Source organism: Niveibacterium microcysteis (assembly GCF_017161445.1).
Classification (GTDB): domain Bacteria; phylum Pseudomonadota; class Gammaproteobacteria; order Burkholderiales; family Rhodocyclaceae; genus Niveibacterium; species Niveibacterium microcysteis.
Map to the genome: position 1 here is coordinate 1766091 of NZ_CP071060.1, position 24223 is coordinate 1790313.

A 24223-nucleotide genomic window follows, 5' to 3' on the forward strand; every position below is an offset into this window, starting at 1 on the left:
AAAGCCCTGCTCAGCAGAGCAGGGCTTTTTTCGGAAGTTCCCGGCTTATTGCTGCTTGGTGCCGATGACTTCGATCTCAACGCGGCGATCAGGTTGCAGGCACTCGACCAGCTTCTTGTTCTTGCCGCTTTCCGCGCCCAGGTTCTTACACTGCGAGACCGGCTGGGTCTTGCCCTTGCCCTCGGTGTAGACACGGTTCGGGTCGATTTGCTGGCCGACCAGGAATTCCTTGACCGCAGCAGCGCGGCGCTCGGACAGAGCCTGGTTGTACTTGTCGCCACCCAGGCGGTCAGTGTGGCCGACCGCGATGATGACTTCGATAGACAGCGCCTTCGCCTTGGCCGCGAACTCGGTCAGCGTAGCCTTGCCTTCGTCGCGCAGCACGGCCTTGTCGTAGTCGAACAGGGCGTCAGCAGCGATCGTCACCTTCTCGGCTGCAGGCTTGGTGGCCGGAACGACGGGCTTCTCTTCCTTCTTCTGCTCAACCGGCTTCGGCTCGCAGACTTCCTTCGGCAGCAGGTCCTTGTCACAGAAACAGCCAACCGGGAATTCGCTGCCTTCCACCATGGTGGTTGCGGCGAGTTCCTTGGTCCAGTAACCGGTGCGCCAGCAAAGGCCGTTGGAACTGCGGACAACGACGTTACGCGCGTCGATGGAATACGGAAGGATCTTCGAGGTCGGGTTGATCTTGATTTCCTGCTGTTGCGCCATCGCAGCAGGCACCATGCCCAGAACGGCGGCAAACGCCACCACCAGCTTCGTGTAACCGTGTTTCATATTCTCCTCGTTGCAAGGCAAGTGTTTTGCGAACCGTGATGGCCCGAGGTCCCCCGGCGCACCGTGTTGTATGAACGATACGCCCGAAATTATTGGCTAGAAGCCGATTCTTTCAGGAAAGTTTGCCACACGCGAACGCGCTGCAGCAATTCCTTGTTGTGCTGCCACAACAGTGTGTTGTCGCGGATACGCGGCTTGCCGTCGACCCACACATGGGTGACGTGCTCCCTTCCGGCTGCATAGACCAGATGGCTTGCAGGGCTGAAACAGGGGCTGCACTCAGGCGACGCAAGCGATACAGCAACAAGATCGGCAGCCTTGCCGGCCACGATCGAACCGATCTCGTTCTCCATTCGCAGTGCCGTGGCGCCCGCAAGCGTGGCGCTTCGCAGTGCTTCGTGGGCATCAAAGGCCGAAGCATCGCCGGTTGTGACTTTCGCAAGCAGTGCCGCGTGCCGCATCTCCTGGAACATGTCCAGCCGGTTGTTGCTGGCCGCACCGTCTGTGCCGAGCGCGACACGCAGGTCACGCGCGAGCATGGTTTTGATCGGCGCTGCGCCACTGGCAAGTTTCATGTTTGAGGTCGGGCAGTGAGCAATGCTGCAATTGTGTGCCGCCAGCGTTTCGATTTCGTGTAGGTCGAGGTGTACTGCGTGTACGGCAATCAGGTCGGTGTCGAGCAGGCCGAGTCGTTCCAGTCGCGCGAGCGGTCGTTGTCCGCAGGTGGCAATACTCTCGGTGATCTCGTGCGTGGTTTCGTGTAGATGCATGTGGACCGGGCAGCCAAGCTCGTGGGCAAGCTGCACGATACGTTCGAAGCTTGCGTCCGATACGGTGTAGGGGGCGTGCGGGGCAAAGGCGAAACGCAGGAGCCCTTCGCCGCGCCAGCGGTCGCGCGCCGCAAGGCCCTTGCGCAGGTAGTCCTCCGCGTCGGCGGCGTAGCCGGTTGGGAACTCGATCACCGTCATGCCGATGACTGCGCGCATGCCGACTTGTGAGAAGGCGTCGGCCGCCGCGTCAGGGTAGAAATACATGTCGTTGGCGCAAGTGATGCCGCCGTGGAGCATCTCGATGGCAGCCAGCAGGGTGCCGTCGCGGACGAAGTCCGCGCTGGCGTGTTTTGCCTCTGCGGGCCAGATGGCCTCCTGCAGCCAGCGCATCAGCGGAAGATCATCCGCAATGCCACGCATCAGGCTCATCGCTGCGTGCGTATGTAGATTGACGAGGCCCGGAATCAGGACATGGTCCGGCAGGTCTGTCCGCTCGGCCGGTGCAAAGCGTGTCTCCGCCTCGGTGACCGGGCATACCGCGACGATGCGACCGTTGCGCACGGCGACGGCATGGTCTTCCAGTGTCACGGCGTGCGGCTCGACCGGAATCAGCCAGCGTGGCGTGATCAACAGGTCGACGGGTTCTGCTGGGTGCATCGTCTGGCTCCGTGGCGGGGTGGCGCGATCTTAGCCAAGCGCAGCGGGGCTGACGAGCATTTGTGGCGCGTAGCTGGCGCGGGAACGGGCTGGTTTCTCGCCCGCCGGAGGCGGCTTAGGGTGGGGTTGCCGGACGTGCTAAAATCTTAAGCTTTTGGCAATTTGCCGTCTCTCCGGCCCAAAGCTGGACACTTCATCGCGCGACACATGGATTCCTTCGCCAAAGAAACGCTACCGATCAGCCTCGAAGACGAGATGCGGCATTCCTACCTCGATTACGCGATGAGCGTGATCGTGGGGCGTGCCTTGCCGGATGCCCGGGACGGCCTCAAGCCGGTTCACCGCCGCGTGCTGTTTGCCATGCACGAACTGGGCAATGACTGGAACAAGGCCTACAAGAAGTCGGCTCGTATTGTCGGCGACGTGATCGGTAAGTATCACCCGCACGGCGACCAATCGGTCTATGACACCATCGTCCGCATGGCGCAGGAGTTTTCGCTGCGCTACATGCTGGTAGATGGTCAGGGCAACTTCGGTTCTATCGACGGCGACGGCGCCGCGGCGATGCGATACACCGAAGTTCGCCTGTCGCGTATCGCCCACGAAATGCTGGCCGATATCGACAAGGAAACCGTCGACTTCGGGCCGAACTACGACAACTCCGAAAAAGAGCCGCTGCTGCTGCCGGCCCGCATTCCGAACCTGCTGATCAACGGCAGCAGCGGTATCGCGGTGGGCATGGCGACCAACATTCCGCCGCACAACCTGGGCGAAGTGATCGAGGCTTGCCACGCGCTGCTGGCCAACCCCGATATCGACATCGAGGATCTGATCAAGCTGGTGCCGGCGCCGGACTTCCCGACCGCCGCACTGATTTACGGCCTGCACGGCGTACACGAGGGCTACCGCACCGGCCGTGGCCGTGTCGTGATGCGTGCGCGCACGCACTTCGAAGACATGGAGAAGGGCAATCGACAGGCGATCATCGTCGACGAAATCCCGTACCAGGTTAACAAGCGCACGCTGCTCGAAAAGATTGCCGAGCTGGTCAACGACAAGAAGATCGAAGGCATCAGCGAGATCCGCGACGAGTCCGACAAGGACGGTATGCGGATCGTGATCGAACTCAAGCGCAATGAGATGCCCGAGGTTGTGCTGAACAATCTGTTCAAGCAGACCCAGCTGCAGGACAGCTTCGGCATGAACATGGTGGCGCTGGTCGACGGCCGCCCGCGTCTGCTGAACCTCAAGCAGATGCTCGACTGCTTCCTGTCGCATCGCCGCGAAGTGGTGACCCGCCGCACGATTTTCGAACTGCGCAAGGCGCGCGAGCGCGGCCATATCTTGGAAGGTCTGGCGGTCGCGTTGTCGAACGTCGACGAAATCATTGCGTTGATCAAGGCTGCGCCGACCCCGCCGGTCGCGAAGGTCGAGATCATGGCGCGCACCTGGCGGTCGCAGTTGGTCGAGGACATGCTGTCGCGTGCAGCGGCCGACAACTATCGGCCTGAAGGTCTGCTGCCGGAATTCGGCCTCTCGTCGCAAGGCTATCGCCTGTCGGATACGCAGGCTCAGGCGATTCTTGAGATGCGCCTGCAGCGCCTGACCGGGCTGGAACAGGACAAGATCGTCAATGAGTATCGCGAGGTCATGGAGCTGATCGCTGATCTGCTCGATATCCTTGCCAAGCCGGCACGCGTGACGCAGATCATCGGCGACGAACTCACCGCGATCCGCACGCAGTTCAGCGATCCACGTCGCTCGGAGATCGTGCTGCACGCGGCCGACATCAACATCGAGGATCTGATCGCGCCGCAGGACATGGTCGTGACCTTGTCGCACACCGGTTACTTCAAGCGTCAGCCGCTTGCTGACTACCGCGCGCAGAAGCGTGGCGGGCGCGGCAAGCAGGCTGCATCGGTGAAGGAAGACGACTGGGTCGATCAGCTCTTCATCGCCAACACGCACGACCACATCCTGTGCTTCTCGAGCCGCGGCCGCCTGTATTGGCTGAAGGTGTACGAAGTGCCGGAAGGCAACCGCAATTCGCGCGGCAAGCCGATCGTCAATCTGTTCCCGTTGGTCGAGGGCGAAAAGATTACCGCCGTGCTGCCGGTCAAGGAGTTTGACGAGGGGCACTTCATCTTCATGGCAACCTCGCAGGGTACCGTGAAGAAGACGCCGTTGACCGATTTCGCTAACCCGCGCAAGGCCGGCATCATCGCGGTCGGGCTCGACGAGGGTGACTACCTGATCGGCGTTGCGATCACCGATGGCAACTCGCAGGTGATGCTGTTCTCGGATGCCGGCAAGGCGGTGCGTTTCGATGAAACCGATGTGCGCCCGATGGGCCGCACTGCGCGCGGTGTGCGCGGCATGATGCTGGAAGACGGACAGTCCGTGATCTGCATGCTGGTCGCCAACGGCGAAACCCAGCATGTCCTGACGGCTACCGAGAACGGGTATGGCAAGCGCACGCCGATCGGCGATTACACGCTGCACGGCCGTGGCACCAAGGGCATGATCGCGATTCAGGGCTCCGAGCGTAACGGCAAGCTGGTGGGCGCGGTGCTGGTTGATCCGTCCGACGAAGTGATGCTGATCGCAGACAACGGCGTGCTGATCCGTACCCATGTCGACACCATCCGTGAAACGTCCCGTTCGGCGCAGGGCGTGACCCTGATCAACCTCGATGACGGCGCCAAACTGGCGAGCATCGAGAAGATCATCGAGAGTGACGCTGCGGTCGATGGCGCTGAAGGCGAAGAGGGAGAAGCCGCCGATACCGGAGCCGCAGAATGACGCGCCCGTGGAACTTCGGGCCCGGCCCGGCGGCGCTGCCTGAGGCGGTGCTGCGCCAAGCCGCAGAGGAAATGCTCGACTGGCACGGATCCGGCATGTCGGTGATGGAGATGAGCCACCGCGGCAAGGAGTTCATGTCCATCATCGAGCAGGCCGAATCGGACCTGCGTGCGCTGATGAGCGTGCCGTCGAACTACAAGATCCTGTTCATGCAGGGCGGGGCGATCGCGGAGAACGCGATCATCCCGATGAACCTTGCGGGCAAGAATCCGAAGATCGATTTCGTCGAGACCGGCTCGTGGACCACCAAGTCGCTGAAAGAGGCGCGCCGCTACGGTGATGTGCACATCGCCGCATCCAGCCTTGATCCGGACGCGGCGCAGGGCAAGTACACGCGTATCCCGTCGTTTGATGAGTGGCGTCTGCGCAGTGACGCGGCTTACCTGCATCTGTGCAGCAATGAAACGATCGACGGTGTCGAGTACTTCGAATGGCCGGACATGGCTGCGCTCGGTGCGCCCGATGTGCCGGTTGTCGCCGACGTGTCGTCGGACATCCTGTCGCGTCCGATGGACATCTCGAAATTCGGGCTGCTGTTTGGCGGGGCGCAGAAGAATATCGGTCCGTCGGGGCTGACGATCGTGATCGTGCGCGACGATCTGCTGGATCAGGCGCAGGCGGCGTGCCCCTCGGCCTTCCAGTACAAGACCGTGGCTGAGAACGGTTCGATGTTCAACACGCCGCCGACCTACCCGATCTACATCGCGGGGCTGGTCTTCCAGTGGCTCAAGCAGCAGGGCGGTGTCGCGGCGATCGAGCGGCAGAATATTGCCAAGGCCAAGCTGCTGTACGACGCGCTCGACGCCAGTGAGCTCTATGTTTGCCATGTCGATCCGTCGGTGCGTTCGCGCATGAATGTGCCGTTTTTCTTGCGTGACGAGTCGTTGAACGACGCGTTCCTCGCCGGCGCGAAGGCGCGCGGGCTGCTGCAGCTCAAGGGCCATAAGTCGGTGGGTGGCATGCGTGCGTCGATCTACAACGCGATGCCGATCGAGGGTGTGCAGGCGCTGGTCGAATACCTGCGCGAATTTGAACAAACCCGCGCCTGAGGGCTGTCCGTGAGCGAAGAAGAACTGTCCCGTCTGCGGGCCGATATCGACCGGCTCGATCGAGAGATTCTGGAGCGCCTCGGCCAACGTGCCGGCTGCGCGAAGAAAATTGGCGAGATCAAACGCGGCCCGATCTATCGGCCGGAACGCGAAGCGCAGGTGCTGCGCAAGATCGCGGACCTGAACCCCGGCCCGCTATCGGGCGAGGCGGTCCAGCGCATCTTCCGCGAGATCATGTCCTGGTGTCTGGCACTCGAGCAGCCGCTGAAAGTGGCATTCCTCGGGCCGGCCGGTACCTTCTCAGAGTCTGCCGCACGCAAGCACTTCGGCGGCGCGCCGGATTTCCTGCCGCAGGGCACGATCGATGAGGTGTTCCACGCGGTCGAATCCGGCGGTGTCGCCTACGGCATCGTGCCGGTCGAAAACTCGACCGAAGGTGCTGTGGGCCGCACGCTCGATCTGCTGCTTGCCAGCTCGGCCAGCATTTGCGGCGAGGTGAAGCTGCGCATCCGCCAGCACTTCCTGTCGCAGGCGACGTCGATCGGCGACGTCAAGCGCATCTACTCGCATTCGCAGTCGCTCGCGCAGTGCCAGGATTGGCTGGCGCGCCACGCCGCTGGCGTTGATCGGGTGCCGGTCGCGAGCAATGCGGAAGCGGCGCGCATGGCCTCGACCGACCCGGAGTCTGCCGCCATCGCCGGCGAGGCGGCGGGGCAACTCTACGGCCTGGGCTTCCTTGCTTCGGACATTGAAGACGATCCGAACAATACGACCCGCTTCCTGGTCATCGGCAAGCACGATGCCGGCCCTTCCGGCAAGGACAAGACCTCGCTGGTGTGTTCCGCGCCGAACCGCCCGGGCGCGGTGTTCTTCCTGCTCGAATCGTTCGCGAAGCACGGCGTCAGCATGACCAAGCTCGAATCGCGTCCGTCGCGTACCGGCCTTTGGGAGTACGTGTTCTATATCGATGTCGAAGGCAACCGGGCGGACGAGGCGGTGGCGAAGGCGCTCGCTGATCTGCAGGACCGTGCCGCTTTCGTCAAGGTGCTGGGCAGCTACCCGGCCGCAGCGCTTTAAGGATTCCGCATGAGCAAAGTCGTCCAGCAGGCACCCGAGTACATCCGCTCGATCTCGCCCTACATCCCGGGCAAGCCGATTTCGGAACTGGCGCGCGAGATGGGGCTGCGCGAGCAGGACATCGTCAAACTGGCGTCCAACGAAAACCCCCTGGGCGCGAGCCCGAAGGCGCTGGAAGCTGCTCAGCGCGCGATTTCCGAAATCCACCGTTATCCGGATGGCAATGGCTTCGAGCTGCGCGCGGCCCTGGTCAAGAAGTTTGGCGTTGCACCGGAACAGATCGTGCTCGGCAATGGCTCGAATGATCTGCTCAACCTGTGCGCGGCGGCGTACCTGAACCACGAGACTTCGGCTGTGTTCTCGCAGCACGCATTCGCGGTGTATCCGCTGGCGGTCAAGAGCGCCGGGGCGCACGGCATTGAAGTGCCTGCACGCGAATTCGGGCATGACCTGCCGGCAATGCTGGCGGCGATTCGTCCTGACACCCGGATCGTGTTCATCGCGAACCCGAACAACCCGACCGGCAATTTCCTGCCTGCGGTGGAGATCGAGGCCTTCCTGGATGCGGCGCCCGACGACGTGCTGGTCGTGCTCGACGAGGCCTACAACGAATACCTTGAGCCGGAGCAGCGCTACGACAGCGTCGCATGGCTCGAGAAGTATCCGAACCTCGTCATCACACGTACCTTCTCCAAGATCTACGGTCTGGGTGGTTTGCGTGTCGGCTACGGTCTGGCGCGCGCGGAGCTGGCCGATCTGCTCAATCGTGTTCGCGAACCCTTCAACGTCAATAACGTCGCCCTTGCGGCGGCTGCTGCGGCCTTGGGGGACGAAGCGTTCGTGGCGCGCAGTTATGCGGTCAACCGTGATGGCATGGCCCAGATCATTGCGGGCCTGAAGGCGCTCGGGCTTGAGTACATCCCGTCCTCGGGCAACTTCCTGACATTCCGCGTCGGCGATGCAGCCACGATCAATCGCAAGCTGCTGGAGCAAGGGGTGATCGTGCGTCCGATCGCCAGCTACCAGATGCCTGAGTGGCTGCGCGTCACCATCGGCTTGCCGGCCGAGAACGAGCGCTTCCTTGGCGCCTTGGCCAAGGCGCTGGGCCGCGCATGAAGCCATTTGGTCGTGTCGTCATCTGCGGCGTTGGCCTGATTGGCGGCTCGTTTGCGCTCGCTTTGAAAGCGCGCGGTCTGGTGCGCGAGGTGGTGGGCATCGGCCGGACGACGGCGTCGCTGGAGCGCGCGCGCGAACTGGGCGTGATCGATCGTTTCGCCACGGATTGGGCGACCGCGCTCGACGGTGCTGAACTCGTGCTGCTGGCGATGCCGGTGGGACAGATGCTCGGCGTGATGCAGGCCATGGCGCCGCATCTCGGGCCCGATACTTTGGTCACCGATGCGGGCAGCACCAAGCGCGATGTGATCGAGGCGATCTACTCGAACCTCAAGTCTCATCTTGAGCAGGTGGTGCCGGCGCATCCGATCGCCGGGGCCGAGAAGAGTGGCCCGGACGCCGCGCGCGCGGACCTCTACGCGGGCCGCAAGGTCGTGATCACGCCGCTGTCCGAGAATCGCCCCGAGGCTGTGGCCCGCGTGCGCGAGGCCTGGGCTGCGACGGGCGCATCGCTACACGACATGTCGCCGCAGGAACACGATCGTGTGTTCGCTGCGGTAAGTCATCTGCCGCATTTGCTTGCCTTCGCGCTGGTCCATGAGATCGCGGGGCGTGCCAATGCGGAACAGCTCTTCGGATTCGCCGCCGGCGGCTTCCGCGACTTCACCCGGATCGCCAGCAGCCATCCGGAGATGTGGCGCGACATCAGTGTGGCCAACCGCCATGCGCTGCTGGCCGAACTCGACACCTACATCACCGAACTGGCCTGGATTCGGGCGCTGCTGTCGCAAGGCGACGGCGATTCGCTGCTGAAACTCTTCAGCGAAGCGCGCGACGCCCGCGAGGCATGGCTGGCCGGCCGTTTCGACGCCTGACGGGCTGCGCATGATTCCGCTGCCCCCGCCGATTTCGAAGCTGCAAGCTTTGCACTACCGTATGGATAGCTGTGCGGTGCGCTTCGATCTCGGCGTGCAGGCGACCGACCCTGCGCCACGCGTTTGTCGTCGGCACAACGACGTTTTCTGAGACTGACCCATGGAATACCTGGACCTTGCACCTGCTAAGGGTGCTGTCGGCAACATCCGTTTGCCCGGCTCAAAGAGCATCTCCAACCGCACGCTGTTGCTGGCGGCGCTGGCCGAGGGCCGCACCGAGATCCGCGATCTGCTTGCCTCTGACGATACGGATCGCATGCTCGAGGCGCTGCGCACCCTGGGGCTGCCGCCCGAGTCGTTGGGCGGATCGAGCTGGGCCGTGACCGGCGGCGGTGGGCGTTTCCCGGTGGCACAGGCGGATCTTTTCCTGGGCAACGCGGGTACCGCGTTTCGCCCGTTGACGGCAGCACTGGCGCTTGCCGGCGGTCATTACAAGCTCTCTGGCGTGGCGCGTATGCACGAGCGCCCGATCGGCGACCTCGTCGACGGGCTGCGCCAGCTGGGCGCCGATATCCGCTACCTCGGCAACGAGGGGTTCCCGCCGCTTGAGCTGCTGCCATCGAAGATCACCGCGGGTGGGGTGGTCAAGGTGCGCGGTGATGTGTCGAGCCAGTTCCTGACTGCACTGCTGATGGCGCTGCCGCTGACGGGCCAGAACACCACGATCGAGGTCGTCGGCGAACTGATCTCCAAGCCCTACATCGAGATCACGCTCAACCTGATGGCGCGTTTTGGCGTTGAGGTGAAGCGCGACGCCTGGGCGCGTTTCCATGTCCCCGGGCAGGCCTATCGCAGCCCCGGCGTGATTCATGTTGAAGGCGACGCCTCGTCCGCCTCCTACTTCCTGGCCGCCGGCGCGATTGGCGGTGGCCCGGTGCGTGTTGAAGGGGTAGGGCGTGCCAGCATCCAGGGCGACGTGAAGTTCGCCGAGGCGCTGGAAGCAATGGGTGCGCAGATCAGCATGGGCGACAACTGGATCGAGGCTGCGGCGCCAGCCAACGGCAAACTTCGCGCTTTCGACCGCGATTTCAACCACATTCCGGACGCGGCAATGACGCTGGCTGTCGCCGCGCTGTTTGCCGACGGCCCGTGCCGCCTGACGAACATTGCGAGCTGGCGCGTCAAGGAAACCGACCGCATCGCAGCGATGGCGACCGAACTTCGCAAGGTCGGTGCAACGGTGGAGGAGGGGCCGGACTGGTTGCGTGTGACGGCGCCGTCACAGCTCACCGCGGACGCTGCGATCGACACCTATGATGATCATCGTATGGCGATGTGCTTCTCGCTGGTGAGCCTGGGTGGCGCGCCGGTGCGCATCAACGACCCGAAGTGCACCGCCAAGACTTTCCCCGATTACTTCGACGCCTTCGCGTCGGTCTGCAGGAGATAAGAACGCCGCGGCGCCGTTGGCGGCCGCCCGTTCAGATGTGCCATGACATTCACACAAACGATCTATCAGCTTCTCGATTCCCGCGTTTCGGCCGCACTCGCCGCAGCCGGGTGCGAGGGTGTGCCTGCCGTGATTACACCGGCTGCGCGCCCTGAATTTGGCGACTACCAAGCGAATGGCGTGATGGGTGCGGCCAAGGCCCGCAAGCAAAACCCGCGCGAGCTGGCGCAGCAGGTCGTCGACAAGCTCGATCTTGGCGGCATCGCCAGCAAGGTCGAAATCGCAGGGCCGGGCTTCATCAATATCACGCTCGATCCGGCCTTCCTCGCTCAGCGCGTGGCTGCGGCGCTTGGCCGTGAAGATCTGGCTGTGCCACATCCCGCGCCGCAGCGAGTGGTTGTTGACTACTCTTCGCCCAATCTGGCGAAGGAAATGCACGTCGGGCACCTGCGCTCCACCATCATCGGTGACGCGCTGGCGCGCGTGCTGCGCTTCCTCGGCCATGAGGTCATCGCGCAGAATCACATCGGCGATTGGGGGACCCAGTTCGGCATGCTGACCGCCTTCCTGGTCGAGGTGGAGCAGGGCGCCGATACTGAGATGGCGCTCTCCGACCTGGAGGACTTCTACCGCCGCGCGAAGCAGCGGATGGACGAGGACCCCGCTTTTGCCGACACCGCACGCGAATACGTAGTCAAGCTTCAGGGCGGCGATCCGCACATCAACATGCTGTGGCGGCGCTTCCTTGAAGTGTCGATGCATCACTGCGAGGCGGTCTACGAGACGCTTGGCGTCGGCTTGACGCGTGCCGACCTGCGTGGTGAGAGTGCCTACAACGACGCACTGCCGGGCATCGTTGCCGACTTGCAGCAGAAGGGCCTTGCTGTTGAGAGCCAAGGCGCGCAGGTCGTGTTCCTCGACGAATTCAAGAACAAGGAAGGCGAGCCGCAGGCGTACATCGTGCGCAAGCAGGACGGCGGGTTCCTGTACTCCACGACGGACCTGGCGGCTGTTCGCTATCGCGTCGATGAGCTCAAGGCCAACCGCGTGCTTTACGTGGTCGATCAGCGTCAGGGCTTGCACTTCCAGCAACTGTTCACGCTGGCGCGCAAGGCGGGCTACGCCGATGCCTCCGTGTCGCTGGAGCATGTCGGCTTCGGTGTGATGCTTGGCGAAGACAACAAGCCGTTCAAGACGCGGTCGGGTGGCACCGTCAAGCTGGCGGAACTGCTCGAAGAGGCCGTCGAACGTGCCTTCGTCTTGGTTTCGGAAAAGAACCCCGATCTCGCCGAGGATGTGCGCTGGGAGATCGCCCGCGCTGTGGGCGTCGGCGCCGTGAAGTACGCCGATCTGTCAAAGAACCGCGCGAGCGACTACGTATTCTCCTGGTCGTCGATGCTGGCCTTCGACGGCAACACTGCGCCCTACCTGCAGTACGCCTACACCCGTAGCGCCAAGGTCTTGCGCGACGCGGCGGATTCGGCCGTGGCGGATGCGCCGGTGATTCTGGAAGAACGTGCCGAGCAAGTGCTGGCGCTACAACTTGCACGTTTCGCTGACGCGTTGAATGCGGTTGCGAAGGACACGGCACCGCACCAACTGTGCGCCTACCTGTTCGAGCTTGCCGTGGTGTTCAGCCGTTTCTACGAGAACTGCCCGGTGCTCAAGAGCGAAGGCGCACAACGGGCCAGCCGCCTGCAGTTGTGCCGCCTGACGGCGGACACGATCAAGACTGGCCTCGGCTTGCTCGGCATCGCCACGCTCGAGGTCATGTAAATGCCCCGCGCGCCGGCTGCGCTGCCACGGGATGTTGCGGCCGAGTTGCTGCGCATCCCGGGCATCGGGCCGGCGATGGCGGGCGATCTGTACGCGCTCGGCATCCGGCGGGTAGCGGATCTTGTCGAGGCGGATCCACAGGTGCTCTATGAGCGCCTGTGCCGTCTCTCGGGTGCGCGGCAAGACCCCTGCGTGCTCTACACCTTCCGTTGTGCCGCGTATTTCGCGCGGCACACGGCACACGACCCTGAACTGCTCAAGTGGTGGAACTGGAAGGACCGAACATGAACACCCCCGTCATCGCAATCGACGGCCCGACCGCGTCGGGTAAAGGCTCGGTGGCCGCGCGCGTGGCCAGTGCCCTGGGCTGGCATTACCTCGATTCCGGCGCGATTTACCGCGTTCTGGCACTCGCCGGTCTGCAGCGAGGTATCGCGCTCGACGACGAGGCAAGCCTGGCCGACCTGGCGCCTAAGCTCGAAGTGCGTTTTGATGGCGAAGCCATCTACATTGACGGGGTTGAAGCCAGTCTCGATGTACGGCGCGAAACCACCGGCAACGCCGCGTCGAAGATTGCCGTGCTGCCGGGTGTGCGGACCGCCTTGATGGCGCGCCTGCGCGCCTTTCGTCAGGCGCCCGGCCTCGTCGGTGATGGTCGCGACATGGGGTCAGTGGTTTTCCCGGACGCGCCGCTGAAGATTTTTCTCACCGCCAGCGCTGAGGCGCGCGCAGAGCGGCGTTATAAGCAGTTGATTGAAAAGGGATTGGCTGCTAACCTAGATAGTCTTGTGCAGGAGTTGCGCGAGCGTGACGCACGCGACGCCAGTCGCCCGGTTGCGCCGCTGAAGCCCTGTGAAGACGCCATCCTGCTGGACACCACGCCGCTTACGATTGACGAGGCGGTCGCATTCGTCCTGCAGCAAGCCCAGACGCACAAGCTCTGCTGAAGCACTGAGTCCGATGGTTGAGGCTCCGGCCGCTGCGTTTTTCGCCGCGGACCGGGTTTGTTTTTTCTTTTTCCCGCTGTCGCAAGACGGCAACAGGTCAATTTTTCCATGTCTACTTCTATTCCCGCTCCGGAAAGCTTCGAGGCCCTCTTTGAAGAGAGCCTGAATCGCCAGGAAATGCGTGCCGGTGAAGTCATCACCGCTGAGGTCGTGCGCGTCGATCACAACTTCGTCGTTGTGAACGCCAACCTCAAGTCCGAGAGCTACATTCCGCTCGACGAGTTCCGCAATGACCGTGGTGAGCTCGAAGTTGCCGCGGGCGACTACGTCCAGGTCGCCATCGAAGCCCTCGAAGATGGTTTCGGTGAATCCCGTCTGTCGCGTGACAAGGCCAAGCGCATCGCCGCCTGGAACCACCTTGAAGCCGCACTGAACGACGGTGATCTGGTCAAGGGCGTCGTGACTGGCAAGGTCAAGGGCGGTCTGACCGTCATGACCAATGGCATCCGTGCATTCCTGCCGGGTTCGCTGGTCGATATGCGTCCGGTCAAGGACACGACCCCGTTCGAAGGCAAGGAATTCGAATTCAAGGTCATCAAGCTCGATCGCAAGCGCAACAACGTCGTTGTGTCGCGCCGCGCCGTGCTCGAGGCCTCCATGGGCGAAGAGCGCGAGAAGCTGCTCTCGTCGCTGCAGGAAGGTACTGTCGTCAAGGGTATCGTCAAGAACATCACCGACTACGGTGCGTTCGTTGACCTCGGCGGCATCGACGGCCTGCTGCACATCACCGACCTGGCCTGGCGCCGTGTCCGCCACCCGACGGAAGTCGTGCAGGTTGGCGACGAAGTCACCGCGAAGGTCCTCAAGTTCGACGCCGAAAAGAACCGCGTCTCGCTGGGCCTCAAGCAGCTGGGCGAAGATCCGTGGGTGGGCATCGCTCGCCGTTACCCGTCGGGCACCCGCCTGTTCGGCAAGGTCACCAACATCACCGACTACGGCGCGTTTGTCGAAGTCGAGCAGGGTATCGAGGGCTTGGTCCACGTGTCCGAAATGGACTGGACCAACAAGAACATTCACCCGACCAAGGTTGTCCAGCTGGGCGACGAAGTCGAAGTGATGATCCTCGAAATCGACGAAGACCGTCGTCGTATCTCGCTGGGCATGAAGCAGTGCAAGGCCAATCCGTGGGATGACTTTGCTCAGACCTTCAAGAAGGGCGACCGCGTCAAGGGCGCCATCAAGTCGATCACCGACTTCGGCGTGTTCATCGGCCTGACCGGTGCGATCGACGGCCTGGTCCACCTGTCCGACCTCTCCTGGTCGCTGCCGGGTGAAGAAGCGATCCGCAACTTCAAGAAGGGTGACGAAGTCGAGGCCGTCGTGCTGTCGATCGACGTCGAGAAGGAGCGCATCTCGCTGGGCATCAAGCAGATGGATGGGGACCCCTTCACCAACTTCATCGCCACGCACGACAAGAACAGCGTCGTCCATGGTTCGGTGAAGTCGGTTGACGCTCGCGGCGCCGTGATCGCGCTGAACGATGACGTCGAAGGCTACCTGCGCGCGTCCGAGTTCGCCCGTGAGCGCGTTGAAGACCTGTCGCAGCTGCTGAAGGTCGGTGACGCTGTCGAGGCGATGATCGTGAACGTGGATCGCAAGACCCGTTCGATCAACCTGTCGGTCAAGGCCAAGGATCAGGCTGAGCAGAACGAAGCGATGCAGAAGTTCTCGAACGACAGTTCGGCTGCCAGCGGCACCACCAACCTTGGTGCGCTGCTCAAGGCCAAGCTCAACAACCCGCAGCAGTAAGCCTTGTCTGTCATGACGAAGTCGGAGTTGATTGCCAGGCTCGCGGAGCGTTTTCCGCAGCTTGGTGTGAAGGATGCCGACTACGCCGTGAAAGTGATTCTCGATGCGATGACGCTCGCGTTGTCGCGTGCGGACCGCATCGAGATCCGGGGTTTCGGCAGTTTTGCGTTGAATTACCGTCCGCCGCGTATGGGGCGCAATCCCAAGTCGGGTGAGAAGGTGCAGGTACCGCAAAAGTACGTGCCACACTTCAAGGCCGGCAAGGAACTGCGTGAGCGTGTAGACGCGCAGTAAGCCTGTGGCGGTTGCAGTACCAGGAAGGCGGCGAAAGCCGCCTTTCGCTTTTTTGGCGAGTCGCGCCGTATTGCGGGATAATTGCGCGATGCGCTTACTGCTTTGGCTCCTGCGGGGATTGGTGTTCTTCCTTCTTCTTGGCTTCGCGCTCAAGAACGATGGGATTGTCACGCTCCGCTTCTTCTTTGAAACCGAATGGCGATTGCCGCTGATCGCGGTGATCCTGCTGACCTTTGTTGTTGGCGTCTTGCTTGGCGTGACAGCGGCTGTGCTGACGCTGCGCAATCAACGGCGCGAGATCCGTCGCCTGCGCGAGAACGCGTCTGGCGCTTCGGCATCGGTTTCAGCCATTTCCGTGCGGGACACCCCGCCCGCCGACTACCTGCGATCGCTCTGAGTCCATGGAATTCGAACTCTGGTGGCTGCTGGCCTTTCCGATCTTTTTTGCGCTCGGTTGGCTTGCGGCCCGTATTGACATCAAACATCTGGTGAAAGAGTCGCGTGCGTTGCCGCGCTCCTATCTCACCGGCCTCAATTTCTTGCTTAACGAGCAGCCGGACAAGGCGATCGACGCCTTTCTGGAAGCGGTCAAGATCGACCCGCAGACGGTGGAGTTGCACTTTGCGCTCGGCAGCCTGTTCCGCCGTCGCGGTGAGCTTGACCGCGCGATCCGCATGCATCAGACGCTGGTCGATCGCGATGACTTGAGCGCGGAGCAGCGCTCCAACGCCTTGTCGGAACTGGGGCAGGATTTCCTTAAGGCGGGCTTGCTAGATCGCGCCGAAGCCGTATTCGTGAAGTTGCGCGAGACGGGCATGCGCGAGTTTGCGTTGAAGCAGTTGCTTGAGATCTATCAGCAGGAAAAAGACTGGGCCAAGGCGATCGAAGTGGCCCGCGCGTTGCCGAACGCTGATTCGGCGCTGATGCTCAAGGAGATTGCCAACTTCCATTGCGAACTGGGCGCCAACGAGCTCGCACGCGGGCAGCTTGATAACGCCGCAACCGAACTCCAGCGTGCGCTGGATGTGAATCGGCAGTGCGTGCGCGCCAACATGCTGCTTGGCGATGTGCATCTGGCGCGTGACGATGCGGCTGCGGCCATCGAGGCTTGGCAGCGTGTGGAGCAGCAGAATCCGGTTTATCTCGCGCTCGTAGCGGAACGTATGATGGATGCGTACCGTCGCCTGGGGCGCAAGGACGACGGCATGCAGCTGGTGCATTCGTACCTGGAGCGCTATCCGTCGCTCGATCTGCTTGACGCGGTCTTCCAGTGGGAGCTTGAGCGCGATGGCCCCGATGCGGCGTACAAGCTGGTACGTGAAGAGCTCAAGCGTAATCCGACGGTGCTGGGGCTCGACAAGTTGCTCGAGGCGGCACTGCTGAATGCTCAGCCGGAGCAGCGGCAGGATATCGAGATGGTGAAAGGCCTGATCCATGGCCACACCCGTCGTGTCGCCCGTTACTGCTGCGATGCCTGTGGTTTCAAGGCGCGTCAGTTCTACTGGCGCTGCCCCGCTTGCGGCGGATGGGAGACTTACCCGCCGCGGCGCAGTGAAGAATTCGACCTGACGCCTTGATAGGGCGTTGACCTGAATGGAGTCACCAAGGTGAAAGTTACCGTTGTCGGCACTGGCTACGTGGGCTTGGTGTCGGGCGCCTGCCTGGCGGAAATGGGCAACGACGTGCTCTGCCTCGACGTCGATCCGAACAAGATTCGCATCCTTAAGGAAGGCGGCATTCCGATCCACGAACCGGGTCTCGACAAGGTCGTCGAGCGGAACGTGGCGGCGGGCCGGCTCCACTTTACGACTGACGTCGAAGAGGCGGTCCGCTTCGGCACGCTGCAGTTCATCGCGGTGGGTACCCCGCCCGACGAGGACGGTTCGGCGGATTTGCAGTACGTGTTGGCGGCCGCGCGGAACATTGGTCGTTTGATGACCGACTACAAGGTGGTCATCGACAAGAGCACGGTGCCGGTGGGGACCGCCGACAAGGTGCGCGCGGCAATTGCCGAAGAACTCGAAAAGCGCGGCGTGGACATCAAGTATGCGGTCGTGTCGAACCCGGAGTTCCTGAAAGAAGGCGCTGCGGTCGAAGACTTCATGAAGCCGGACCGTATCGTTGTGGGTGCTGACGACGAGCAGGCCGTCTATTTGATGCGTGCGCTCTATGCGCCCTTCCAGCGCAATCACGACAAGTTGGTTGTGATGGATGTGCGCTCGGCGGAGCTGACGAAGTACGCGGCCAATGCGATGCTCGCCACGCGCATTTCGTTCATGAATGAACTTGCGCTGCTTGCCGAGAAGCTCGGTGCGGACATCGAACTGGTACGCCAGGGCATCGGTTCGGACCCCCGCATTGGCTACCACTTCCTCTACGCGGGCTGCGGCTACGGCGGGTCCTGCTTCCCGAAGGACGTGAAGGCCCTGATCAAGACTGCGAGCGACGCCGGCCAAGGCCTCAAGGTGCTGCAGGCGGTCGAAGACGCCAACGACGCGCAGAAGCTTGTTCTCGTGGAAAAGATCGTCAATCGTTTTGGCGCCGATTTGAGCGGCAAGAAGTTCGCGCTGTGGGGCTTGGCATTCAAGCCCAATACCGACGACATGCGCGAAGCGACCAGCCGTGTGGTGATCGACGAGTTGTTCAAGCGTGGCGCGACCGTGACTGCGTACGATCCGGTCGCGATCAACGAGGCGCGGCGCATTTTTGGCGACGAGGCGCGTCTTGCCTACGCCAACTCGCCGATGCATGCCCTCGAAGGGGCCGATGCGTTGCTCATCGTCACTGAATGGAAAGAGTTCCGCAGCCCGGACTTCGAGCGCATCAAGAGCGTCTTGAAGAGTCCGGTGATCGTCGATGGGCGTAACCTTTACGATCCCAAGCTGCCGCGCAGCTTTGGCCTCGAATACCTGCCAATCGGGCGGGCCTGATATGCGAAACCTGCCTCCGCTTCCTGATACGAGCCGTGCTCGCGTGCTGGTGGTCGGCGATGTGATGCTGGATCGCTACTGGTTTGGCGATGTAAGCCGAATCTCCCCTGAGGCGCCGGTGCCGGTGGTCAAGGTTGAACGCAGCGAGGAGCGACCTGGTGGCGCAGCCAACGTGGCGCGCAACGCTGCGGCGCTCGCGGCGCATACCGTGTTGCTATCGGTGGTGGGGCAGGATGAGCCAGCGCAAGCGCTTGGTCGTCTGCTCGAAAGCGAAGGCGTTGTGGCCTCGCTGCAAACCGACCCGGACTTGGCCACGACGGTGAAGTTGCGTGTCATTGGCCGTCAGCAGCAGTTGCTGCGCATCGACTTCGAAACATGGCCGAATCACGAATCCTTGCAGGCGACGCTTGCGGAATTTCGCGCGCGCTTGCCGAACGTCGACGTCGTGGTGCTGTCCGACTACGGCAAGGGCGGCCTGACGCACGTTGCCGAGATGATTCAGCTGGCACGAGAGGCCAACAAGCCTGTGCTGGTCGACCCGAAAGGGGATGACTATTCGAAGTATCGCGGCGCCACTTTGCTGACGCCTAACCGCTCCGAGCTGCGCCAGGTGGTAGGCAAGTGGCGCGATGACGCCGATCTCGCTGCGCGCGCGCAGAAGTTGCGCGCAGAGCTTGCCCTCGACGCGCTGCTTGTGACGCGCTCGGAGGAGGGTATGACGCTCTTCCGCGACGAAGGGGCGCTTCATGAAGGTACGCGCGCACGCGAGGTCTACGATGTATCCGGTGCAGGCGATACCGTGATCGCGACGCTGGCCGTCATGCTTGCCGCGGGGGCGCCGATGGCCGACGCGATGCGCTGGGCCAATCACGCCGCGGGCATTGTTGTCGGCAAGCTCGGCACGGCGACCGTGACGCTCGACGAAATCAAGATTCCAGACTGAGGAGACGCGTATGTCGCGCTACTACGTCGTGACCGGCGCCGCCGGCTTCATCGGCTCCAACATCGTTGCCGGGCTCAACGCCAAGGGTATCGATAACATCATCGCGGTCGATAACCTCTCGAAGGGCGACAAGTTCAAGAACCTGGTCGGCTGCGAGATCGCCGACTACCTCGACAAGAAGGTCTTCCTCGAAATGATCGAGGGTGGCGAACTGGACGGTTCGGTCGAGGCTATCCTGCATCAAGGTGCCTGTTCCGACACGATGGAGCAGGACGGCCAGTACATGATGGAGAACAACTATCGGTACTCGCTTGAGCTGCTGCGTTTCTGCCTGGAGCAGGAGGCACAGTTTCTCTACGCCTCGTCCGCATCGGTGTATGGCGGTGGTTCCGTGTTCAAGGAAGACCGCCAGTACGAAGCGCCTTTGAACGTCTACGCCTATTCGAAGTACCTGTTCGATCAGGTGGTGCGGCGGGCGCTGACCGAAGGTGGCTCGCAAATCGCGGGCTTCCGCTATTTCAATGTCTACGGGCCGAATGAGCAGCACAAGGGGCGTATGGCCTCTGTGTCCTATCACTTCTTCAATCAGTACCGTGAGCATGGCAAGGTCAAGCTTTTTGAAGGTCAGGACGGCTACGGCAATGGCGGCCAGTTGCGCGATTTCGTGTTCGTTGAGGACGTTGTAAACGTCAATCTGTACTTCCTCGACAGCCCCGCGCTGTCCGGCATCTATAACCTTGGCACCGGCCGCGCGCAGAGCTTCAACGATGTTGCCGTCGCAACCGTGAATGCGTGCCGCGCGGCAAAGGGTGAGGCTGCGCTTTCGCTCGCCGAAATGCAGGCTCAGGGCGTGATTGAGTACATCCCGTTCCCCGCGGCGCTGAAGGGCAAATACCAGAGTTTTACTCAGGCCGACATCTCGTTGCTGCGTGATGCCGGTTACGCAGACGCCTTCCACGATGTTGCCCAGGGTGTTGGCAAGTACGTCGCCACGCTGCAGCAGCGTGCCGGCGTCTGAGCCAGGGGTTCGCATGACGTTTCTGACGCTTGAGGACTACGTTGGTCGCACACCCTTGGTGCGTCTGAAGCGGATCAATGCTGGGCGCAACAACGTGATCCTCGCCAAGCTGGAGGGCAATAACCCCGCCGGTTCGGTGAAAGATCGCCCCGCGTTGTCGATGATTCAGCATGCCGAGGCGCGCGGCGACATCAAGCCCGGTGATACGCTGGTGGAAGCCACCAGTGGCAACACCGGTATCGCTTTGGCGATGGCCGCGGCGATGCGCGGCTACAAGATGATTCTCGTCATGCCCGAGAATCAGAGCTTGGAGCGGCGCCAGACGATGCGTGCGTTTGGCGCGGAGTTGATCCTCACGCCGCGCGAAGGCGGCATGGAGATGGCTCGCGATGTTGCGGAACGCCTGCGCGACGAGGGGCGGGGCATCATCCTTGATCAGTTTGCCAATGCGGACAACCCGCTCGCTCACTACGAGGGCACTGGGCCTGAACTCTGGGAGCAAACCGGCGGGCGCATTACCCACTTTGTTAGCAGCATGGGTACCACCGGTACGATCATGGGAACGTCGCGCTTTCTCAAGGAGCGAAACCCGGCCATCCGCATCGTTGGTTGTCAGCCAGCCGATGGCGCCCAAATTCCCGGTATCCGGAAGTGGCCCCAGGAATATCTGCCGAAGATCTATCAGGCGGATCGCGTCGACCAGGTCGAGTCGGTGGCTCAGGCGGAAGCGGAAGAGATGACGCGTCGCCTGGCGCGTGAGGAAGGCATTTTTGCAGGCATTTCATCGGGCGGCGCCATGGCAGTGGCTGTGCGCCTAGCGGCCACGCTTGAGAATGCAGTGATCGTGTCCATCGTCTGCGATCGTGGAGACCGCTACCTCTCCACCGGGGTGTTTCCGGGGTGACAGCGATCAAGCCTTCTTCGGTGGCGTTCGAGATCGTCACCGTGCCGGATATAGCCGGCATTCGTTGTATCTACGACCTTGATGTCGCACTGTCCGATGGTGATGTGGCCGAGTACGCATTCCAGCGCCAGCGCGCCGCCAGCGGTGGCGACAATTTGCCGCCGCACCTTCAGCGCGTGGTCGAGATCTCGCTTGCCGAATGGGGTGACGCCGGTTTGACAGTGTCCTCTTTGTCCGCCGCCGATCGGGATGAGGGGCTACTGATCGAGCGCTTTGTCGCACGACTCGCGGCGCGCGACGGGGAAGTGGCGTGTTGGGGCGCTATGCGCCGCCAGATACCTATCCTTCGATTGCGCGCGCTGACTCATGCCGCGCAGGTTTGCGTGAAGCGCAGCAGTGCTCAGCAAGACGCGCTTGAGCTCCTGGGGCGCGTCGCAGACCTGTCAGGTCAGTTGCAGGGCGCCTCACCGGATTTGGACGTTCCCGTCGACCAACTGATCCGCCTGCTTGGCGCAGCCCCGGCGCGCGCGCTTGACGACGCAGCCGTGTGGAGTGCGTGGCAAGGCGGCGACTTGAAGTCCGTCACTGCGGAATGTGAGCGTCGCGCGTTTGCGACCCTGCACGTCTTGTTGCGCGCCCGATGTGTGGCCGGCGTGATCGACGGAGCGCAATGTGCAGCGGCCGAGCGGGCGATCGCTGCACGGCGTGCATAGCGGTTTGGCGCGGGTGACAGCCCGGCTCGGTGACAGGGCTGATTTTCAAAAAAAGTTTTGACAGCCCAGAAATTCAGGCTATAATCGCTTCTCTTTCAGGCGCGTAGCTCAGCTGGTTAGAGCACCACCTTGACATGGTGGGGGTCGTTGGTTCGAGTCCAATCGCGCCTACCAACACCCATGCGGAGCGGTGATGATTCTGCGAACTTGCACCACGGTTTGTCCGTAGTACGCGGGTTCGCCGGGTTCATACGCTTCGATTGAACGAAAAAGTGCGGCCCCATGGCCGCACTTTTTTTTTGCCCAAGCGGGAGTATTCATGCCTAACGTGCGTCTGCCGGATGGTTCGGTCCGGTCCTTCGAAAAGTCGGTAACTGTCGCCGATGTGGCGGCGAACATTGGCGCAGGCCTTGCTCGGGCGACCCTTGCAGGGCGTGTGAATGGCACCCTTGTGGATGCGAGCCACCTCATTGAGTCGGACTGCGAGCTCTCGATCCTGACGGCCAAGGATGCCGAAGGTCTTGAAGTGATCCGCCACTCTACGGCCCACCTGCTGGCGTATGCCGTGAAGGAGTTGTTTCCCGAGGCGCAGGTCACCATCGGCCCGGTCATCGAAAACGGCTTCTACTACGACTTCTCGTTCCCGCGCGGCTTCACGCCTGATGACCTCGTGCGTATCGAGGAGCGTATGGCTGAACTGTCCCGCCGCGACATCCCGGTGGTACGCGAAGAGTGGGCTCGTGATGCTGCAGTCGAGTTTTTCAAGGGGATTGGCGAGGCTTACAAGGCGGAGATCATCGCCAGCATTCCAGCGGACCAGACAATCTCGCTCTATCGCGAGGGCGACTTCGTCGATCTGTGTCGCGGCCCGCACGTGCCGTCTACGGGCAAGCTCAAGCACTTCAAGCTGATGTCGGTCGCTGGTGCCTACTGGCGTGGTGACTCGCGTAACGAGCAGTTGCAGCGGATCTACGGCACGGCATGGGCAAGCAAAGAAGATCTTGATGCCTACCTGCATATGATCGAAGAGGCGGAAAAGCGCGATCACCGCAAGCTGGCCAAAGTGCTCGACCTGTTCCATCTCCAGGATGAGGCGCCCGGGATGGTTTTCTGGCACCCCAAGGGCTGGACTTTGTGGCAGCAGATCGAGCAGTACATGCGTCGGCGTCTCGATGCTGCGGGATACAGTGAAGTAAAGACACCATTGGTCATGGATCGCGTCCTATGGGAGCGCTCTGGCCACTGGGAGAACTACCGTGAGAACATGTTCGTCACGGAGTCGGAAAAGCGCGACTACGCTGTGAAGCCGATGAACTGTCCTGGCCATGTTCAGATCTTCAATCACGGTCTGCGCTCTTACCGCGAGCTTCCCTTGCGTCTTGCAGAGTTCGGATCCTGTCATCGCAACGAGCCTTCTGGTGCCTTGCATGGCCTGATGCGGGTTCGTGGCTTCGTGCAGGACGACGCGCATATCTTCTGTACCGAAGATCAGGTGGTTTCCGAAGTGCAGTCGTTCAACGATCTGCTGATGGCGGTGTACCGCGATTTCGGCTTCAAGGATGTCGTCGTCAAGCTATCGCTTCGGCCGGAAAAGCGTGCCGGGTCGGACGAGGTCTGGGATAAGGCGGAGCAGGGCTTGCGTGACGCGCTGAAGGCGTCAGGCGTCGAGTGGGTGGAGCTCCCCGGCGAGGGGGCGTTCTATGGTCCGAAGATCGAGTACCACATCAAGGATGCGCTGGGTCGCTCGTGGCAGTGCGGCACGATGCAGCTGGATTTCGTGTTGCCGGAGCGTCTCGATGCCGAGTACGTCGCCGAAGACAACACGCGCAAGCGTCCCGTCATGCTGCACCGCGCGATCCTCGGTTCGCTCGAGCGCTTTATTGGCATCCTGATCGAGAACTTTGCCGGCAATTTCCCGCTGTGGTTGGCACCGAAGCAGGCCGTCGTAATGAGCATCTCGGAGCATCAGGCGGACTACGCTGAGGATGTTGCTCGCGCGCTGATTGCGGCTGGATTCCGCGTCGAGACGGATTTGCGCAGCGAGAAAATTTCCTATAAAATTCGAGAACATAGCTTGCAAAAGCTACCCTATCAGCTGGTCGTCGGTGAGAAAGAAAAGGCGGCTGGCGTAGTGGCCGTACGTGCCCGAGGCGGTCAAGATCTTGGCCAAATGCCTCTCGATCAATTGCTCGATCGCTGGCGCCACGAGGTGGAAACCCGTGGCAGTGCGGCTTAATTTTTATTTTTTGGAGACTT

Annotated in this window: 19 protein-coding genes, 1 tRNA gene and 2 pseudogenes; 20 read left to right on the forward strand and 2 right to left on the reverse strand. The window is 62.1% G+C overall.

The genetic code is table 11. From position 1 onward, the window contains the following. Nucleotides 1-45 precede the first annotated feature (45 nt). Nucleotides 46-777, reverse strand: coding sequence for an OmpA family protein (locus JY500_RS08085; protein WP_206255950.1), 732 nt, complete (start codon nucleotides 775-777; stop codon nucleotides 46-48). An 89-nt stretch (nucleotides 778-866) separates the two neighbouring features. Further along, complete coding sequence (locus JY500_RS08090; RefSeq protein WP_206255952.1) at nucleotides 867-2204, reverse strand: TRZ/ATZ family hydrolase; 1338 nt, start codon at nucleotides 2202-2204, stop codon at nucleotides 867-869. A gap of 207 nt (nucleotides 2205-2411) precedes the next feature. Between JY500_RS08090 and gyrA the strand changes: the two genes are divergently transcribed. The 20 genes and pseudogenes from gyrA to thrS all read left to right on the forward strand — a co-directional run bounded on the left by gyrA (nucleotide 2412) and on the right by thrS (nucleotide 24203). Then, nucleotides 2412-5006: a DNA gyrase subunit A gene (gene gyrA / locus JY500_RS08095; protein WP_206255953.1), complete on the forward strand. Its 2595-nt coding sequence runs from the start codon at nucleotides 2412-2414 to the stop codon at nucleotides 5004-5006. Beyond that, a complete protein-coding gene (gene serC, locus JY500_RS08100; RefSeq protein WP_172204334.1) occupies nucleotides 5003-6115 on the forward strand; it encodes a 3-phosphoserine/phosphohydroxythreonine transaminase in 1113 nt (370 codons plus the stop codon). Before gyrA ends, serC begins: the two co-directional genes overlap by 4 nt. A gap of 9 nt (nucleotides 6116-6124) precedes the next feature. Further along, complete coding sequence (pheA, locus tag JY500_RS08105) at nucleotides 6125-7192, forward strand: prephenate dehydratase (protein WP_172204336.1); 1068 nt, start codon at nucleotides 6125-6127, stop codon at nucleotides 7190-7192. A 9-nt stretch (nucleotides 7193-7201) separates the two neighbouring features. Further along, nucleotides 7202-8308: a histidinol-phosphate transaminase gene (gene hisC / locus JY500_RS08110; protein WP_206255955.1), complete on the forward strand. Its 1107-nt coding sequence runs from the start codon at nucleotides 7202-7204 to the stop codon at nucleotides 8306-8308. Continuing rightward, a complete protein-coding gene (locus tag JY500_RS08115) occupies nucleotides 8305-9183 on the forward strand; it encodes a prephenate dehydrogenase (protein WP_172204340.1) in 879 nt (292 codons plus the stop codon). The genes hisC and JY500_RS08115 overlap by 4 nt, the downstream gene beginning before the upstream one ends. 160 nt (nucleotides 9184-9343) lie before the next feature. Beyond that, nucleotides 9344-10627 (forward strand): annotated as a pseudogene (gene aroA / locus JY500_RS08120) (3-phosphoshikimate 1-carboxyvinyltransferase); the annotation flags it as partial. Nucleotides 10628-10675: 48 nt separating this feature from the next. Beyond that, complete coding sequence (argS, locus tag JY500_RS08125) at nucleotides 10676-12409, forward strand: arginine--tRNA ligase (protein WP_172204344.1); 1734 nt, start codon at nucleotides 10676-10678, stop codon at nucleotides 12407-12409. Next, on the forward strand, nucleotides 12410-12697 hold the full coding sequence (locus tag JY500_RS08130; RefSeq protein ID WP_206255958.1) for a helix-hairpin-helix domain-containing protein: 288 nt from the start codon (nucleotides 12410-12412) through the stop codon (nucleotides 12695-12697). Between the two features lie 5 nt (nucleotides 12698-12702). Continuing rightward, nucleotides 12703-13356 (forward strand): annotated as a pseudogene (gene cmk / locus JY500_RS08135) ((d)CMP kinase); the annotation flags it as partial. Nucleotides 13357-13464: 108 nt separating this feature from the next. After that, entirely contained in the window at nucleotides 13465-15165 is a 1701-nt protein-coding gene (gene rpsA / locus JY500_RS08140) for a 30S ribosomal protein S1 (protein WP_172204350.1), read from the forward strand. 12 nt (nucleotides 15166-15177) lie between these two features. Further along, complete coding sequence (locus JY500_RS08145; RefSeq protein ID WP_172204478.1) at nucleotides 15178-15459, forward strand: integration host factor subunit beta; 282 nt, start codon at nucleotides 15178-15180, stop codon at nucleotides 15457-15459. A 4-nt stretch (nucleotides 15460-15463) separates the two neighbouring features. Continuing rightward, nucleotides 15464-15856 carry a LapA family protein gene (locus JY500_RS08150; protein ID WP_246479834.1) on the forward strand — a complete coding sequence of 131 codons (393 nt, stop codon included), beginning with the start codon at nucleotides 15464-15466 and terminating at the stop codon, nucleotides 15854-15856. Between the two features lie 4 nt (nucleotides 15857-15860). Continuing rightward, nucleotides 15861-17036 (forward strand): lipopolysaccharide assembly protein LapB, encoded by a 1176-nt coding sequence (gene lapB, locus JY500_RS08155; protein ID WP_172204354.1) that lies wholly within the window; start codon nucleotides 15861-15863, stop codon nucleotides 17034-17036. 30 nt (nucleotides 17037-17066) lie between these two features. After that, a complete protein-coding gene (locus JY500_RS08160; protein ID WP_206255959.1) occupies nucleotides 17067-18389 on the forward strand; it encodes a UDP-glucose dehydrogenase family protein in 1323 nt (440 codons plus the stop codon). Between the two features lies 1 nt (nucleotide 18390). Beyond that, nucleotides 18391-19332 carry a D-glycero-beta-D-manno-heptose-7-phosphate kinase gene (gene rfaE1, locus JY500_RS08165; RefSeq protein WP_172204358.1) on the forward strand — a complete coding sequence of 314 codons (942 nt, stop codon included), beginning with the start codon at nucleotides 18391-18393 and terminating at the stop codon, nucleotides 19330-19332. A gap of 10 nt (nucleotides 19333-19342) precedes the next feature. Further along, nucleotides 19343-20350, forward strand: a complete 1008-nt coding sequence (gene rfaD, locus JY500_RS08170) for an ADP-glyceromanno-heptose 6-epimerase (RefSeq protein ID WP_172204360.1) — start codon at nucleotides 19343-19345, stop codon at nucleotides 20348-20350. A 13-nt stretch (nucleotides 20351-20363) separates the two neighbouring features. Then, on the forward strand, nucleotides 20364-21254 hold the full coding sequence (gene cysM, locus JY500_RS08175; protein ID WP_172204362.1) for a cysteine synthase CysM: 891 nt from the start codon (nucleotides 20364-20366) through the stop codon (nucleotides 21252-21254). Continuing rightward, nucleotides 21251-21967, forward strand: a complete 717-nt coding sequence (locus JY500_RS08180; RefSeq protein ID WP_172204364.1) for a 3'-5' exonuclease family protein — start codon at nucleotides 21251-21253, stop codon at nucleotides 21965-21967. Before cysM ends, JY500_RS08180 begins: the two co-directional genes overlap by 4 nt. 97 nt (nucleotides 21968-22064) lie before the next feature. Beyond that, nucleotides 22065-22141, forward strand: a tRNA-Val gene (locus tag JY500_RS08185). Between the two features lie 145 nt (nucleotides 22142-22286). Beyond that, a complete protein-coding gene (thrS, locus tag JY500_RS08190) occupies nucleotides 22287-24203 on the forward strand; it encodes a threonine--tRNA ligase (protein WP_172204366.1) in 1917 nt (638 codons plus the stop codon). Nucleotides 24204-24223: the final 20 nt, after the last annotated feature.

Bases quoted from the DNA above. Each gene is read 5' to 3' on its own strand.
- JY500_RS08085 (WP_206255950.1), bottom strand. From the start codon at position 777: ATGAAACACGGTTACACGAAGCTGGTGGTGGCGTTTGCCGCCGTTCTG.
- JY500_RS08090 (WP_206255952.1), bottom strand. From the start codon at position 2,204: ATGCACCCAGCAGAACCCGTCGACCTGTTGATCACGCCACGCTGGCTG.
- gyrA (WP_206255953.1), top strand. From the start codon at position 2,412: ATGGATTCCTTCGCCAAAGAAACGCTACCGATCAGCCTCGAAGACGAG.
- serC (WP_172204334.1), top strand. From the start codon at position 5,003: ATGACGCGCCCGTGGAACTTCGGGCCCGGCCCGGCGGCGCTGCCTGAG.
- hisC (WP_206255955.1), top strand. From the start codon at position 7,202: ATGAGCAAAGTCGTCCAGCAGGCACCCGAGTACATCCGCTCGATCTCG.
- JY500_RS08115 (WP_172204340.1), top strand. From the start codon at position 8,305: ATGAAGCCATTTGGTCGTGTCGTCATCTGCGGCGTTGGCCTGATTGGC.
- argS (WP_172204344.1), top strand. From the start codon at position 10,676: ATGACATTCACACAAACGATCTATCAGCTTCTCGATTCCCGCGTTTCG.
- JY500_RS08130 (WP_206255958.1), top strand. From the start codon at position 12,410: ATGCCCCGCGCGCCGGCTGCGCTGCCACGGGATGTTGCGGCCGAGTTG.
- rpsA (WP_172204350.1), top strand. From the start codon at position 13,465: ATGTCTACTTCTATTCCCGCTCCGGAAAGCTTCGAGGCCCTCTTTGAA.
- JY500_RS08145 (WP_172204478.1), top strand. From the start codon at position 15,178: ATGACGAAGTCGGAGTTGATTGCCAGGCTCGCGGAGCGTTTTCCGCAG.
- lapB (WP_172204354.1), top strand. From the start codon at position 15,861: ATGGAATTCGAACTCTGGTGGCTGCTGGCCTTTCCGATCTTTTTTGCG.
- rfaE1 (WP_172204358.1), top strand. From the start codon at position 18,391: ATGCGAAACCTGCCTCCGCTTCCTGATACGAGCCGTGCTCGCGTGCTG.
- rfaD (WP_172204360.1), top strand. From the start codon at position 19,343: ATGTCGCGCTACTACGTCGTGACCGGCGCCGCCGGCTTCATCGGCTCC.
- cysM (WP_172204362.1), top strand. From the start codon at position 20,364: ATGACGTTTCTGACGCTTGAGGACTACGTTGGTCGCACACCCTTGGTG.
- thrS (WP_172204366.1), top strand. From the start codon at position 22,287: ATGCCTAACGTGCGTCTGCCGGATGGTTCGGTCCGGTCCTTCGAAAAG.